Annotated in this window: 12 protein-coding genes and 1 pseudogene; 10 read left to right on the top strand and 3 right to left on the bottom strand. The window is 65.1% G+C overall.

The window, feature by feature from the left end; translation table 11 throughout:
- Positions 1–717, bottom strand: a pseudogene (locus VXL81_RS12790) (metallopeptidase); the annotation flags it as partial.
- Positions 718–928: 211 nt separating this feature from the next.
- Between VXL81_RS12790 and rfbC the strand changes: the two are divergent.
- The 5 genes from rfbC (at position 929) to rfbA (ending at position 4,852) form a co-directional block, all read left to right on the top strand.
- Positions 929–1,483 (top strand): dTDP-4-dehydrorhamnose 3,5-epimerase, encoded by a 555-nt coding sequence (rfbC, locus tag VXL81_RS12795; protein WP_416554579.1) that lies wholly within the window; start codon positions 929–931, stop codon positions 1,481–1,483.
- A gap of 3 nt (positions 1,484–1,486) precedes the next feature.
- Positions 1,487–2,539, top strand: coding sequence for a dTDP-glucose 4,6-dehydratase (rfbB, locus tag VXL81_RS12800; protein WP_416541045.1), 1,053 nt, complete (start codon positions 1,487–1,489; stop codon positions 2,537–2,539).
- 124 nt (positions 2,540–2,663) lie between these two features.
- Positions 2,664–3,122: a metal-dependent hydrolase gene (locus VXL81_RS12805; protein WP_416554581.1), complete on the top strand. Its 459-nt coding sequence runs from the start codon at positions 2,664–2,666 to the stop codon at positions 3,120–3,122.
- 12 nt (positions 3,123–3,134) lie between these two features.
- Entirely contained in the window at positions 3,135–3,983 is an 849-nt protein-coding gene (gene rfbD, locus VXL81_RS12810; protein ID WP_416554583.1) for a dTDP-4-dehydrorhamnose reductase, read from the top strand.
- Positions 3,980–4,852, top strand: a complete 873-nt coding sequence (rfbA, locus tag VXL81_RS12815) for a glucose-1-phosphate thymidylyltransferase RfbA (protein WP_340547817.1) — start codon at positions 3,980–3,982, stop codon at positions 4,850–4,852. Before rfbD ends, rfbA begins: the two co-directional genes overlap by 4 nt.
- Positions 4,853–4,875: 23 nt before the next feature.
- Here rfbA and VXL81_RS12820 read toward each other — a convergent pair whose 3' ends face one another.
- Together VXL81_RS12820 and VXL81_RS12825 are read right to left on the bottom strand one after the other, a co-directional pair.
- The gene (locus tag VXL81_RS12820; RefSeq protein WP_416554585.1) at positions 4,876–5,763 is read right to left on the bottom strand and encodes a CatB-related O-acetyltransferase; all 888 of its coding nucleotides are present in this window, start codon (positions 5,761–5,763) and stop codon (positions 4,876–4,878) included.
- 284 nt (positions 5,764–6,047) lie between these two features.
- Complete coding sequence (locus tag VXL81_RS12825) at positions 6,048–7,187, bottom strand: polysaccharide biosynthesis/export family protein (RefSeq protein WP_340547819.1); 1,140 nt, start codon at positions 7,185–7,187, stop codon at positions 6,048–6,050.
- A 98-nt stretch (positions 7,188–7,285) separates the two neighbouring features.
- Between VXL81_RS12825 and VXL81_RS12830 the strand changes: the two genes are divergently transcribed.
- The 5 genes from VXL81_RS12830 (at position 7,286) to VXL81_RS12850 (ending at position 14,514) form a co-directional block, all read left to right on the top strand.
- The gene (locus VXL81_RS12830) at positions 7,286–8,266 is read left to right on the top strand and encodes an NAD-dependent epimerase/dehydratase family protein (RefSeq protein ID WP_416554587.1); all 981 of its coding nucleotides are present in this window, start codon (positions 7,286–7,288) and stop codon (positions 8,264–8,266) included.
- Positions 8,263–8,874, top strand: a complete 612-nt coding sequence (locus tag VXL81_RS12835) for a sugar transferase (RefSeq protein WP_340547821.1) — start codon at positions 8,263–8,265, stop codon at positions 8,872–8,874. Before VXL81_RS12830 ends, VXL81_RS12835 begins: the two co-directional genes overlap by 4 nt.
- A 509-nt stretch (positions 8,875–9,383) precedes the next feature.
- Positions 9,384–11,258, top strand: coding sequence for a polysaccharide biosynthesis protein (locus tag VXL81_RS12840; protein WP_416554589.1), 1,875 nt, complete (start codon positions 9,384–9,386; stop codon positions 11,256–11,258).
- Between the two features lie 347 nt (positions 11,259–11,605).
- Positions 11,606–13,780 (top strand): YjbH domain-containing protein, encoded by a 2,175-nt coding sequence (locus VXL81_RS12845; protein WP_416544866.1) that lies wholly within the window; start codon positions 11,606–11,608, stop codon positions 13,778–13,780.
- Complete coding sequence (locus VXL81_RS12850) at positions 13,777–14,514, top strand: YjbF family lipoprotein (protein WP_416554591.1); 738 nt, start codon at positions 13,777–13,779, stop codon at positions 14,512–14,514. Before VXL81_RS12845 ends, VXL81_RS12850 begins: the two co-directional genes overlap by 4 nt.
- Positions 14,515–14,628: the final 114 nt, after the last annotated feature.

The following is a 14,628-nucleotide window of genomic DNA, read 5'->3' on the forward strand; positions in this document are numbered from 1 at the left end:
GCCACGCCCGTCGCCGACCCCGAAATAGCTGGTGGCATCGGTGCGGGTGTTTGTATTGGCGCCATAAAGCGCCTGCAGCGCCTGCATGTCCCAGAGCATCGGGGTCAGCGCCCAGCCCTGCGCGTCATAGCTCAGATCCGCCTCGCCCGGATGGGCGACATAGGACATCACCGTGAACTGGCCGCTGGTGTCGGGGTTGTCGGGCTGCTCATTGGGATGACGCAGCCCCAGCGCATGGCCCAGCTCATGCAGATAGGTGTTCCAGCTGGTATGCCCCAGCATGGGTCCGATGTTTGGCACATATTGATCGGGGTTGCTGTTGTTGATCCAGAGATCCCCGGCCAGCGACGGGGTACGGCCCAGATCAGCCGGTTCGGGAAAATCGGAAATGAAGCCGAACAGCCCGTCATCGGCGAAATGGGCACTGGCAAAGGTCAGATCCGCCATCCCGCCCTCGGCGGGCATCAGGTTGAGATTGGCCACCTCGTTCCAGGCTGCGACCGCCTGCAACATCATCTGCCGTTCGGCGGGGTCCATGTTCACCGTCGCCCCCTCGGGCAGGTATTCTCCGCCGACGTCATAATCTCCCCAGATCGGGTCATAGTCGTAATAATCCGGCACCGAGGTGATGAACTGATAGCGAATGACGCCGGAGCCATCATGCCAGCCGGTGGCGTCATCTATCAAAACTGCGCGGTAATCCTGATATATCGGCATATCATCCCTGCCTGCTATGAGCCCGTTTCCGGGGAGCCTAGCAGGGCGCTGTGTCCAAACCTTTAATTGTTCATGAAATCCCATATGGCCCCGCTGTCAGGCAGCCGCAGAGTGGGTTGGGACCACAATATGTGCCTTTCCCGTGGCATCACCGGCGTCTGGGCGTTAGGACTGAGGACAGGACCACGGCAGCAGATCGGGGGGAGAGGACATGCAGATTGAGGACACGGACCTGCCGGGGGTGAAGATCCTGACACCGGCGCGGTTTGGCGATGCGCGGGGGTTTTTCTCGGAATGCTGGAACCGGGCGCGGATGGCCGAGGCGGGGCTCAATTTCGATTTTGTGCAGGACAATCATTCGCTGTCGATGGAGCCGGGCACCCTGCGCGGGCTGCATTTCCAGGCGCCGCCCCATGCTCAGGCCAAGCTGGTGCGCTGCGGCCAGGGGGCGCTGTTTGATGTGGCGGTGGATATCCGCAAGGGCTCGCCCACCTATGGGCGCTGGACCGGGGTGGAGCTGTCGGCGGCAAATGGCCGTCAGCTGCTGATCCCGGCCGGGTTCCTGCATGGGTTCATCACCCGCCTGCCGCACACCGAGGTGCTGTATAAATGCAATGATTACTACGCGCCGGAGTGTGACGGCGGGGTGGCCTGGGACAGCTGCGGCATCACCTGGGGGTTTGACGGCAGCCCGGTCCTGTCCGACAAGGACGCCAAGGCGCCCCGGTTTGAAGATTTCGACAGCCCCTTCGTGTGGGAAGGATAAGAGATGAAGATTTTGGTGACAGGTGGGGCGGGTTTCATCGGCTCGGCCGTCGTCCGACTGGCGGTGGCGCGCGGCCATCAGGTGGTGAACCTCGATGCGCTGACCTATGCCGCCTGTCTGGACAATGTGGCGGCTGTGGCGGACAGCCCGCTTTATGCCTTTGAGCAGGTCGATATCCGTGATCGCGCCGCATTAGACACTGTTTTTGCCCGACATCACCCGGATGTGGTGATGCATCTGGCCGCGGAATCCCATGTCGACCGCTCCATCGACGGCCCCGGGGATTTCATCGAGACCAATATCACCGGCACCTATCAGATGCTGGAAGCGGCGCGGAAATACTGGAGCGAGGCGGGCCGCCCGGAGGCCTTCCGGTTCCATCACATCTCCACCGATGAGGTCTATGGCAGCCTGCCTGCCGACCCTGATGTGCTGTTCACCGAAGAGACCGGCTATGATCCGCGCTCGCCCTATTCCGCGAGCAAAGCCGCCAGCGACCATCTGGTGCGCGCCTGGCATGAGACCTATGGGCTGCCGGTGGTGCTGACCAATTGTTCGAACAACTACGGTCCCTTTCATTTCCCCGAAAAGCTGATCCCGGTGGTGATCCTCAATGCGCTGGCAGGCAGGCCGCTGCCGATCTATGGCGATGGCTCCAATGTGCGCGACTGGCTTTATGTGGAGGATCACGCCGATGCGCTGCTCTTGGTGGTGTCCGAGGGGCGCGTGGGGCGCAGCTACAATATCGGCGGCGAGAATGAGCGCAGCAATCTGGAGCTGGTCGAGACGCTCTGTGCGATCCTCGACGAGAAACGGCCCCGGGATGACGGGGGATCTTACAAGGACCAGATCACATTTGTGACCGACCGGCCGGGCCATGATGCCCGCTATGCTATCGACCCTTCCCGTATCCGCGATGAACTGGGCTGGCGGCCCAGCGTCACCGTGGAGGAAGGGCTGGCGCGCACGGTGCAATGGTATCTCGACAATGAGGCCTGGTGGCGCGCGCTGCAAAGCCGCGACGGGGTTGGCCAGCGGTTGGGGACGGGAAAGTGACGGCAGATATGCCACAAAGGGCAGCGCCCGAGCCTGGGCGGGTGCGAAGCGCCCTCCCGTGGGGAGGGTCGGGCGCTGCCCGGCCTAACGGTCGGGCGGTATTTCTTCCGGATAGCGCTCCCTCATGCTGACCGCGCATCTGCCCTCCGGCTATGTTCTGGCACGGCTGGCGCCTGAGAAGCACCGGCTGCTGATGCCCGCCGCGCTCATTGGCGCGGTGCTGCCGGATTTTGACATGCTGTGGTTCCATTTCGTGGATCAGGGCAGCATTCATCATCACCGCTATTGGGTCCATGTGCCCGCTTTCTGGGGGGCTATTGCGGCTCTGGTTCTGCCGGTTTTGGCCTTGTTTGCCCGCCCCCTGCTGCTCCCGGCGTTGGTGTTCTTTGCCGCCCTCTTCCTGCATATGGTGTTGGACACCATCGGTGGCGGCATCCTGTGGGGCGCGCCGCTTAATGATCATCTCTATACGCTGGTGGAGATACCAGCCAGCCAGCCTCATTGGGTTTTGTCCTTTTCTGCTGCATTGGACCTTTGTTCCGGAACTGGCTATCTGGGCTACAGCCTTGTATCTATGTCATAAAGGAAGCCGTATATGATCCTCGTTTTTGGCAAGACCGGCCAGGTGGCGCGGGAACTGGCGGCGCATGATGATATTCTCTGCCTCGGCCGCGATCAGGCGGATCTCACGGATCCTGCGGCCTGCGCCGAGATGATCCGCGCCCATGCCCCTGCCGCGGTGATCAATGCGGCGGCCTATACGGTTGTGGACCGGGCCGAGGCGGAAGAGGACCTGGCCACGGTGATCAATGGCAGCACCCCCGGCGTCATGGCCGAGACCTGCGCCATGCTGGGCATTCCCTTTGTCACCCTCTCCACCGATTATGTTTTCGACGGCAAGGGCAGCAGCCCCTGGCACCCGGATGAGCCGGTGGCGCCGGTCAATGCCTATGGGCGGTCCAAACAGGCCGGTGAGGCCGCCGTGCGCCTGGCCGGGGGGGCTTATGTGATCCTGCGCACCTCCTGGGTGGTCTCGGCCCATGGCAGCAATTTCGTCAAGACCATGCTGCGGCTCGGCCAGGACCGCGACCGGATGCGTGTGGTGGCCGATCAGATCGGCGCGCCGACCCCGGCCCGGGCCATTGCGGCGGCCTGCCTGGAGATCGCCCGCCAGCTGATGACGGCGCCGGAAAAATCCGGCACCTATCATTTTGCAGGCCAGCCCGAGACCAGCTGGGCCGGGGTCGCCACCGAGATTTTCGCCGAGGCGAAACTCCCCTGTGCGGTGGCGGAAATTCCCAGTACGGCCTATCCGACCCCGGCGCGGCGACCGTTGAACTCACGGCTGGATTGCAGCACGCTGGAGAAGGTCTTTGGCATCACACGCCCGGATTGGCGGGCCGGGCTGAGGGATATTCTGAAGGATCTGGGAGCGCAGGCATGACAGCACGTAAGGGTATCATTCTGGCCGGTGGCTCGGGCACGCGGCTTTATCCGATCACCATGGCGGTCAGCAAACAGCTCTTGCCGCTCTATGACAAGCCGATGATTTATTATCCCCTGTCGGTCTTGATGCTGGCGGGCATCCGCGAGATCTGCGTGATCACCACGCCGCAGGATCAGGATCAGTTCACCCGGCTTCTGGGCGATGGCAGCCAGTGGGGCGTTCATCTCACCTATGTGGAGCAACCCAGCCCGGACGGTCTGGCACAGGCCTTTGTGCTGGCCGAAGAGTTCCTGGCCGGCGCCCCCTCGGCGCTGGTGCTGGGGGACAATGTGTTCTTTGGCCATGGCCTGCCGAAACTGCTGGCGGCGGCGGATGCGCAGACCAGCGGCGGCACCGTCTTTGGCTATCACGTGGCCGATCCCGAACGCTATGGCGTGGTGGATTTCGACGCCGAGGGCCGCGCCCGCGAGATCATCGAAAAACCCGCCGTGCCGCCGTCGAACTATGCGGTGACGGGGCTGTATTTCCTGGACGGCAGCGCGCCGCAGCGGGCGCGGCAGGTCACCCCCAGCCCGCGCGGCGAGCTGGAGATCACCGATCTGTTGCAGATGTATCTGGACGAAGGCGCCCTCCGGGTGGAGACCATGGGCCGCGGCTATGCCTGGCTGGACACCGGCACCCATGGCTCGCTGCTGGATGCCGGCAATTTCGTGCGCACCCTGCAGGAACGCCAGGGGTTGCAGACCGGCTGCCCCGAGGAAATCGCCTATGAGGCGGGCTGGATCAGCGCCGACCAGCTGCGCACCCGCGCCGAGATGTTCGCCAAAAACGCCTATGGTGCCTATCTGGAACGGCTGCTGGACTGATCAGAGCGCGACACGGCTCCGCCTCAGGCCGGGCGCAGCAGCCGGATCAGCCGATCCGAGGCGCGGCGGGTCTGCTTGGACACCGGCCCCAGCGGCCGCTCATCCGGCTGGACGGCAATCCGGTGCAGAGAGACCCGCGCGACATCAACCGGAGCTGCCAGCGCCTGCAGGTCTGCGGCGGTGATCCAGCGTTCCTCGCGTTTGGCCAGGCTGTCCTTCTCCGGCTCGAAAGCTTTGCAGAACCGGCGCGGGTGCCCCATCTTGAAGGCCGCCAGCGTTTCCAGCGGATAATCCCACCAGGCCGTGGCCTCCAGTCGGGCGATCAGCGGGGCTGCAAACCGGTATTTCAACACCCGGGCCGGCACGCCGCCAACAACGGCATAGGCTGGCACATCCTTGGTGACGATGGCGCCTGCGGCCACCACCGCGCCATTGCCGACGGTGATCCCGCCGGCCATCTGCACCCCGCGCCCGATCCAGACGTCATTGCCGATGCGCACCGGCGGTGCCTTGGTGTTGAACCGTGCGTGGGGTTCATAGGTTTCAGCGCCCATTTTGCGGGCCAGTTTTTCGTAATGCGGCCCATAGCTGAACGGGTGGGAGGACACCCGCCGGATCGGGTGCCGGTCCCCCAGAACCCGCAGTCCGGCGGCAATCGAACAGAAGGCCCCGGCGGACCAGTTGCGCGAAGGCGAGTGGCTGTAGCTCATGTAACCGATGCTGCTGAGGGGCAGCAGCCCGCCCGATTTCAACCCGTGTCGGGTGAGCGCCGAGAGTTTCAGATCCGGAGGCAGGCTCACCCGTTTGAGGGCGGTCAGATCCCGTTCGTCACGCCAGGGTTTTGGCATCACATGGCAGTCGGCCAGCAGCCTGCGCATGCTGTCGGTCACACGAAGAGTGGTGGGTTTCATCGCAAATATAGGCTCTAAATAAGGTTTTTGCAGAATAACAATGCGAACCGGGGCCAGGTTTGGTGGCTTCGTGACCACAAAATAAGGCCAGACCACAGAATAGAAACCAAGCCAGAACCGGGAGGAACAGGACAGGGGCAGACTAGCCTCGAGACGCTGCAAGGGCCAGCGCAAAATCTCTGCCTTGGGTTGATTTCTGCGGGTACGGTCTGAGGTGCCGGGCCGCCAGATCGGGCGCGACAGCTCTTGTAGAAGAGAGGCGCCCCGATCTCAGCAGGCGCCGATCAGAGCACCCCGGCGCGGCTGAAGACGCCGAAGAAATTGCCGATGATATTGGAGATGGTCAGCGCGTCGTTCACTGGTGCCTCGGTGGCGATCAGCAGGTCGCCGGAATTGATCTGGAAGCGGCGGGCCGAGAACAACCCGTCGGCCGATGTGAGATCAAGGGTAAAGACCACCCGCGCCTGGCGCGGGCCGCGCTGACCGGGGGCAAGCGCACTGTCGGGGTATTCGCGCAGCACCAGCAGGCCCTGCGGATCGGCGCGGCTGTCCTGAAACCCGCCGGCAACCGACATCGCATCCATCGCCGACATCTGATCCTTGGTGAACGTGTGCAGATCCTCACGGCCGGTGGCGCCAAAGGACAGGAAATAGCGCGCATCCTCTTCCACAAACACCCGGTCACCGCCGCGCAGCAGCGTGTCGCGGCGCGGATCATTGAGCAAAGCCTCCACCGAGGTGCCATAGATGCTGCTGCCGCGCACCAGGCGGATCTGCGGGTTGTTGAGGCTGGCACTGATGCCACCGCCGGCCGCGATCAGCCCCATCACCGTGTAATTGCGATCGGGCATCGGGTAGGTGCCGGGGGTGGTGACGCCGCTGACCAGATCCACCGAATTGCTGCGGCCTTCGGTCATATCGAGCTGCAGCTGGGCTGAGGGAACAATGGTTTCCAGCTCGCGCTGCAGTTTTTCACGGGCCAGATCCGGGGTCAGCCCGTTGACGTTCACATTGCCCACATAGGGCATGAAGATGCTGCCATTGGCCGCCACCGTCACATCCTGCAGCTGCACCATCTTCTCATCCGGGGTGGTCAGCAGGGAATTGTCGCTGCTGTCCCAGATCCGCAGGGTCAGCAGGTCGCCGGGCTGGATGATCTGGGTCTTGGCGCCTCGGGTGGCGCCGATCCATTTCAGCGGGCGCTTGCCGCTCTGGCCGCCGCCGCTTTGCGGTCCGGTTTCGGGCCAATGCGCCACGGTGGGCAGAAAGGCGCGGGTCACCGGATAAAGGGCAAAATCGGCATCCGCATCATCGGCGGTTTTCAGGATCTCTTCGCTGGCGGGAGCGCCACCGGGCAGGCGGCCACAGGCGGCCGGCAACAGGGCAAGGCCAAGAGCGGCAAGCAGGAGGGTGAGGCGGCGCATGAGAGTCCTTGTCCGAAAACGGCTTGATTTTTGTTCTCCGCAAGATACTGGGCATGCAGACTGCGTCAACCGCAAGGGCAACGGTAACAGGGGGGCTGATGCGTTTTCCACCCATATTGATCCCCGCATTGGCTCCGGTATTGATCATGGGCGCCTCGGGGCGGATCGGCGGGCTCCTGCACAGCCAGTGGAGCGGGCCGGAGCAGGGGCTGCGCTGGCAGCGCCGCCGCCCGCCTGTCGGGACCGGTCCCGACGGCCGGGGCTGGCATGTTTTCGAGCCGCTGGCAGAGCCCGAAGCGCTGCTGCAGGCGGCGGTGGGCTGTGCGGCGATCCTCTGCCTGGCGGGGCCGGTGCCCGGCGGCACGGCGGGCGGCGATCTGAGGGCGGGCCAGCTGGTGCAGCATCGCGACCTGGCGCTGGCTGCGCTGGAGGCCTCCGCGCGGGCGCGCGACGCAGGAGCAGGGGCAGGGGCGCCACGGGTGCTGCTGGCCTCTTCGGCGGCGGTCTATGGCGCGACCCCCGGCCCGCTGCGGGAAGACACCCCGCTGGCGCCGCTGGCCCCCTATGGCGTCGCCAAGGCCGAGATGGAACAGGCCGCCCGCGCCCGCGCCACAGAGCTGGGGCTGGATGTCACCCTGCTCAGGATTGGCAATATTGCCGGCTTTGATGCCATTCTTGGTGGCTGGCGGGCCGGGTTCCGCCTGGATCAATTTGCCGATGGGCAGACGCCGCGGCGCAGCTATATCGGCCCGCGGACCCTGGCCGAGGTGCTGGCCGCCCTGATCGCCAGCCCGGCGCTGCCACAGGTGCTGAACATCGCCCAGCCCGGGCTGGTGGCAATGGGCGATCTGTTGCAGGCGGCGGGGCTGGAGTTTGCCCGCAGGCCCGCGCCGGGTGACGCCATTGCCGAGGTGCAGCTTGACGTCAGCCGGCTGATCGGGCTTTTGACGCCAGAGCCTGCACCCGCCGCAGATCTGCCAGCTTGCCTGCCTGTTGCCACAGCGGCTGATCTGGTGGCCGAGGCGCGCGGACTGGGCCTGTTGTCCCCTTCCGTTTCCGATAAGGATCCCCGCATATGACCTGGCGCAAACGCCTCTTTGATCTCTTCTTTGCCAGCCTTCTGGTGGTGGTGCTGGGCCCGGTGCTGCTGGCGCTGATGGCCTGGCTGCTGCTGAAGGAAGGCCGCCCGCTGTTTTATGTGGCCGAGCGGATGAAGGGCGTCGATCAGCCCTTTGCCTTGTGGAAACTGCGCACCATGCAGGTGGTGGACCAGGATACCGGCGTCTCCGGCGGCGACAAATCGGCCCGCATCACCAAAACAGGCGCCTGGCTGCGCGCCCGGCGGCTGGATGAGTTTCCGCAGCTGTGGAACATCCTCAAGGGGGATCTCTCCTTTGTCGGGCCGCGCCCGCCGCTGCGCCAATATGTCGAGGCCAACCCCGACCTCTATGCCCGGGTGCTGAAATCGCGCCCCGGCGTCACCGGCCTGGCCTCGATCACCTATCACCGGCATGAGGCCGCCCTGCTGGCGCGCTGCACCACCGCCGAGGAAACCGATCAGGTCTATTCCCGCCTCTGCGTGCCGATGAAGGCGCGGCTGGACCTGATCTACCAGCGCCACCAGAGCATGTGTTACGATTTTGACCTGGTGTTTCAGACCATCGGCAACCTGTTCCGGCGCGGCTGAGAACAGGTCTGCGGGGATCCGATGATTCGCCCCCCGGAGCGGCCGTTTCCCGCCGGACGGGCCCATATCGCCCCCCCGGAGCGGCAGGGGACCCGCCACCTCCGCCACTCCGGCGGCACCGGGGCCTTCAGAACCGGCATCAAGGCTCGGGGCAGGTCACCGGCGCGGCAAAACGGGCAAATCACCGGGCAAATCACCGGCAGGCGGCGCTTTTTTGCTGGTTGCGGTTTTGTATTAGCCCCTAAATGGGTCTAAAGTGATCGCCGGATGACCTTTGGATGTTTCAGGCTGGATTTCCTGGACAGGGCCCGAAGGTTGGACCAAAGAAACATAGGCCCGCAGCCAGAGAGACCCAGCGCATGAGGGTCCGGGGACCTGCTGCGGGGATTGATAAAAACACATTTGAAACGATGTGCATCGGGGTGACTTCGGCGCGACATCGGGACATATCGACGGGCCGCCCCGGACTGCAGGCGGCCACCGGGGACTGGAAGCGGGGACGGCCAGGGATGTTCAATCTGATCAGTGCGCTGTCACGCAAACAGAAATCCTATATCTTTCTCACCATTGATCTCACCCTGATCCCGCTGGCGCTGTTCCTGACCTTTCTGGTGCTGCCGCTGCCGGGACCTGCGCTGGCCACCTTGGCGGCCATGCTGCCGGTGCTGCCCTATGTGCTGGCGCTGGCGGCGGCGGTGGCGCTGTGGCTGGGGCTGCCCAAGGTGCAGCTCAACGCCTATGAGCGCCATGCCGTCGGGCTGACCGCGCTGCTGGCCTCGATCACCGCCGCAGCCACGGCGGGGCTGACGCTGCTGTTTGGCCCGGATCTGCCGCCCGGCACCCATGTGGTTTTTGCCACCACCTATTTTCTCTGCCTGCTGGCCGCGCGGGCGCTGCTCTATCAGGTGGTGGTGGCGATCTACCGGCGCGCCCAGCCGCGCTGCCGGGTGCTGATCTACGGGGCCGGCACCACCGGCGCCCAGCTGGCCCAGGCGCTGAAGGCCCATGACGGCATTGATCCTGTCGCCTTTGTCGATGACAATACCTCGCTGCAGGGGGTGACGCTGGTGGGGCTGCCGGTGTTCCCGCCCGCCCGCATCGCCGAGCTGGCCGAGGCCCGCCAGGTCAAACGGGTGCTGCTGGCGATGCCCTCGCAGAGCCAGCCGAAACAGGCCCAGATCATTCAGCGCCTGCAGCGGATCGGGCTGGAGGTACAGGCGCTGCCCTCCTTTGCCCAGCTCATCGGCGAAGAGGCGCTGGTGGACAAGCTGACACCCGTCGCGCCGCAGAATTTCCTCGGTCGGGCCACCCGCGATGTGCCCTTGCAGGAGGCCAGCGGGTCCTATCAGAACCGGGTGGTGCTGGTCTCCGGCGCCGGCGGGTCCATCGGCTCCGAACTCTGCCGTCAGGTGCTGGCCTGCCGGCCGCGCAAACTGGTGCTCTACGAGCTGTCGGAACTGGCGCTTTACACCATCCATCAGGAGCTGGAGCAGCAGCTGGAAGGCACCGGTATCGACCTAGTGCCGGTGCTGGGCTCGGTCACCGATCCGCGCCAGGTGCGCATGGTGCTGGCCGATCACGGCGTGCAGGTGGTGCTGCATGCGGCGGCCTATAAACATGTGCCGCTGGTGGAGGCCAACCCGCTGCCCGGTCTGGCCAATAATGTCTTTGGCACGCAAACCCTGGCCCGCGCGGCGGCGCGCAGCGGGGTGGAACGCTTTATCCTGATTTCCTCGGACAAGGCGGTGCGCCCGACCAATGTGATGGGCGCCTCCAAGCGGATGGCGGAACTGGTGGTGCAGGATCTGGCCACCCGCAATCCCGGCACCATCTTCACCATGGTGCGCTTTGGCAATGTGCTCGGCTCCTCGGGGTCGGTGGTGCCGCTGTTTCAGGAGCAGATCAGCCGCGGCGGGCCGGTCACCGTCACCGATCCGCGCGTCAAACGCTATTTCATGACCATCCGCGAGGCGGTGCAGCTGGTGCTTCAGGCCGGTGCCGAGGCGCTTGGCGGCGAGGTCTTTGTGCTCGACATGGGCGAGCCGATCTCGATCCTGCAGCTGGCCCGTCAGGTCATCGAAAGTGCCGGCTATTCGGTGCGCGACGATGAGGATCCCGACGGCGATATCGCCATCGAGATCATCGGGCTGCGCCCCGGCGAAAAGATGCAGGAAGAGCTGACGCTGAGTTCGGACCTGATCACCACCCGCCATCAGAAGATCTTCTGCGCCCGCGAGGCGGTGCTGTCGGAAATCGAGGTCGCCGCGCTGATCCGCGGATTGCGCCAGGCAGTGGCAGCAGGAGACGAAGGCGCGGCCCGGGCGCTGATCAAACGCTGGGTCGAGGGCTATCGCACCCCCGAAGAGGCGCGCAAGACCTCCTGACGACCCGGTGTCCTGTCACATCGCCCGTCGCGCTGACGGACAGCGCCGACAACCGGGGATGGCAACTGGGGGCGGGAACTGGGGAGCGGTCATCGGGAGGAATGCGCAGACACTATAGTTTGCCGGTCACAGGTCGATCTCCGGCAGGGGTCGGCGCTGGCCAGATCGTTGATCCGCCTGCGGCTTTTGTGGTCTAACCGGGCCAACCGCGCCCCCGGGGCGCAGAGCTGCGGATCGGCCCGCCGATTCTCGGACCCTCCGAAGCCCCGACCAGACAACAAGGCAGCCCGCCCGTGATCTTTGCTCTTCGATCTTTCCGCGCTTCGGTGCTTCTGCCCTCTGCCTGTGTGGCTGTGCTGGGTCTCAGTCCGGGTCTGGGTGCAGGGGCCGCACAGGCGCAGGATGCGCTCACCGCGCCCAAGCCGGAGGCCCCGCGCTTCAAACCGCTGCCCGCCCCCAGCCTCAATTTCTACGGCTCCCCCGGTCTGGTGGACATGCCAAGCGCCGAAATGCTGCCGGACGGGCAGTTTGCCGCCACCTATTCCTGGTTTGGCGGTCAGGCCCGCTACAATCTGACCTTTCAGGCCACGCCCTGGCTCAGCGCCGCGTTCCGCTACAATGGCATCCAGACCAATGGCGCGCAGATTGCCGGCTTCTCCACCTATTATGACCGCGGCTTTGACGTGCGGCTGCGGCTGCTGCGCGAGGGGCGCTATCGTCCGGCCGTGACCCTGGGCCTGCAGGATTTTGCCGGCACCGGGATTTATGCCGGCGAATATATCGTCGCCACCAAGAATTTTGACACCCCCGCCCTCAGCCATCGCAGCGGGGCCGGGCGGTTGAAGCTGACCGCCGGTCTGGGCTGGGGACGCCTGGGCACCAGCGGATCCATCGGCAGCCTGGCCGGCAGCAGACCGGGGTTCACGGCCGGCAGTACCGGCGGTGAACTGTCCTATGACCAGTGGTTTCGCGGCGAGATGGCGCCTTTTGCAGGCATCGAATGGCTGCCCAATGACCGCTGGGGGCTGAAGGCGGAATATTCCTCCGATGCCTATGTGCTGGAGACCGGCGCTCCGAATGTGTTTGAGCGCAAATCCTCCTTCAGCTTCGGCGCCGAATACCAGGCCAGACCGGGGCTGCGGCTGGGGGCCTATTACCTCTATGGCTCGGAACTGGGGGTGACCGCGCAGATCCAGCTCAATCCGAAACACCCCCCCCAGCCGATGCGGGTGAGCGCGCCGGTGCCGGTGGCGCCGCGCAGCAGCTGGGCCACCGAGGAGGCCCATTGGAGCCGCGACTGGGCCCGGAGCACCCGCGCCAAGACCACCCTGCGGGATCTGATGAGCGCGGCGCTGCAACAGGATGGGCTCATTCTTGAAGCGCTGACCCTGCCCGCAGATGGCACCGAGGCCGAGCTGCGCTATCGCAATCCCCGTTACCGCGCCCAGACCCTGGCCATCGGCCGCGCCGCCCGCGCCATGGCACGGCTGCTGCCGCCCTCGGTGGAGACGCTGAAAATCGTGCCGATGCGCGGTGGGCTGGCGCTGTCGCAGGTGGTGATCCGGCGCAGCGATCTGGAGGCGCTGGAACATCACCCCGACGCCACCGAGGCGCTCTGGGCGGTGACCGGCCTGCAGGAGGCAGGCCCGCTGGCCGGGGAGGCGCTGGTCGCGCAGGATCTCTACCCGGCGTTTTCCACCTCCATCAGCCCCTATACCGCGCCGTCCTATTTTGACCCGGATCTGCCGTTCCGGCTGGATGTGGGGGTGGATCTGAAGGCCTCTTATGCGCCCGCCCCGGGCTGGCGCATCGCGGGCACCCTCCGCCAGCGGGTCTGGGGCAATGTGGCAGACGGGCGCGCCTCCAATTCGGTGCTGCCACGGGTGCGGACAGATGCGAGGGAATATGCCCAATTCGGCACCACGCTGAAAAACCTCTATGTCACGAAGCAATGGCAGATGGGGCGGGATCTCTATGCCCGCAGCACCGTCGGCCTGTTTGAAAGCATGTTTGGCGGCGTCTCGGGCGAGCTGCTGTGGAAACCGGTCTCCAGCCGTCTGGCGCTTGGGATTGAGACCAACTACGTGGTGCAGCGCGATTACGATCAGCGGCTGTCGTTTCGCGATTACAAGACCTTCACCGGCCATGCCTCGGCCTATTACCAGCTCGACAAAGGCTACCATATGCAGGTGGATGCCGGGCGCTATCTGGCCGGCGATTATGGCGCCACCTTCAGCCTGGACCGCGAATTTGCCAATGGCTGGCGGGTCGGCGGCTTCTTTACCCTCACCGATGTCTCCTCCGAGGATTTTGGTGAAGGCTCCTTTGACAAGGGCTTCCGCTTCAGCATCCCGCTGGACTGGCTTCTGGGCAAACCCAGCCGCAATACATTTGGCATGGTGGTGCGCCCGACCCAGCGGGATGGTGGCCAGCGGGTGCATGTCCCCGACCGGCTTTATGGACAAATCCGCGAGGCCCACCGCGCGCAGCTGACCCGGCAACGGGCGAGGATCTGGGAATGATGATGTCTGCAACGGGTCACCCCCGGGGGCGTCTGGCCCCGTTTGTCGCCCTGCTGGGGCTGCTGGCGCTGACCGCCTGCAGCCGCGGACCGGACGCGCCGCCCCTGCAGGTCGAACTGTTGCGCAACCTGTCGGACCGGGTTGGCGCCCGGCTGTCCGGGGGCCGGGCGGATCCGGCCGCGCGCCCGCCGCTGACCCGCGCCGGTCTGGATGAGATCAAGGACCCCTATATCGAGGTCACCATCGAGAAAAACGGCGTCTTTGCCTATCTGTCGCGCCAGCAGCTGCGCCGCGATGACAGCCTCGGCACGGTGGCGGTCTGGCGCACCGAGGATAATATCAGCCTGACCCTGCGCAACGGCGTTCTGGTGGCCACCCGCAACCTTGGCAATGACATCCTGTCCAGCTCCGCCCTGGTGGCGGGGGAGACCGGTGGACCTCTGCGCAGCGGCGCCCGGCGCTATCATATCCGCGGGCTGGACAATGACGCCTGGCAGCTCGACATGCTCTGCAGCCGCCGCGATCTCGGGGCTGATCCGGTTGTCATCGTGGAGCTGCGCTACCCGACCCGCCACATCGAGGAACGCTGCCAGCCCAGCCAGCCGGGGCGCGGCGGCGAGATCGTCAATGACTACTGGGTAGATTCGCGCAGCGGCCGGGTCTGGCAATCACGCCAATGGGCCGGCCCCAATGTCGGCTATCTGCGCATCCGTCAGCTGACCACCGGCGGCTGATCCGGCCCCGGAGGCTATGAAAAACAGGCGGTTTTAGACCAGATCCGCCAAAATGAGCGATATCTCGGCAACGTCGGAAAAAAAATTCCAGTCCCCGGGATATTGCTGCTAAAA

It is taken from the genome of Phaeobacter sp. JH204B, from assembly GCF_048055755.1.
Taxonomy (GTDB): domain Bacteria; phylum Pseudomonadota; class Alphaproteobacteria; order Rhodobacterales; family Rhodobacteraceae; genus Phaeobacter; species Phaeobacter bryozoorum.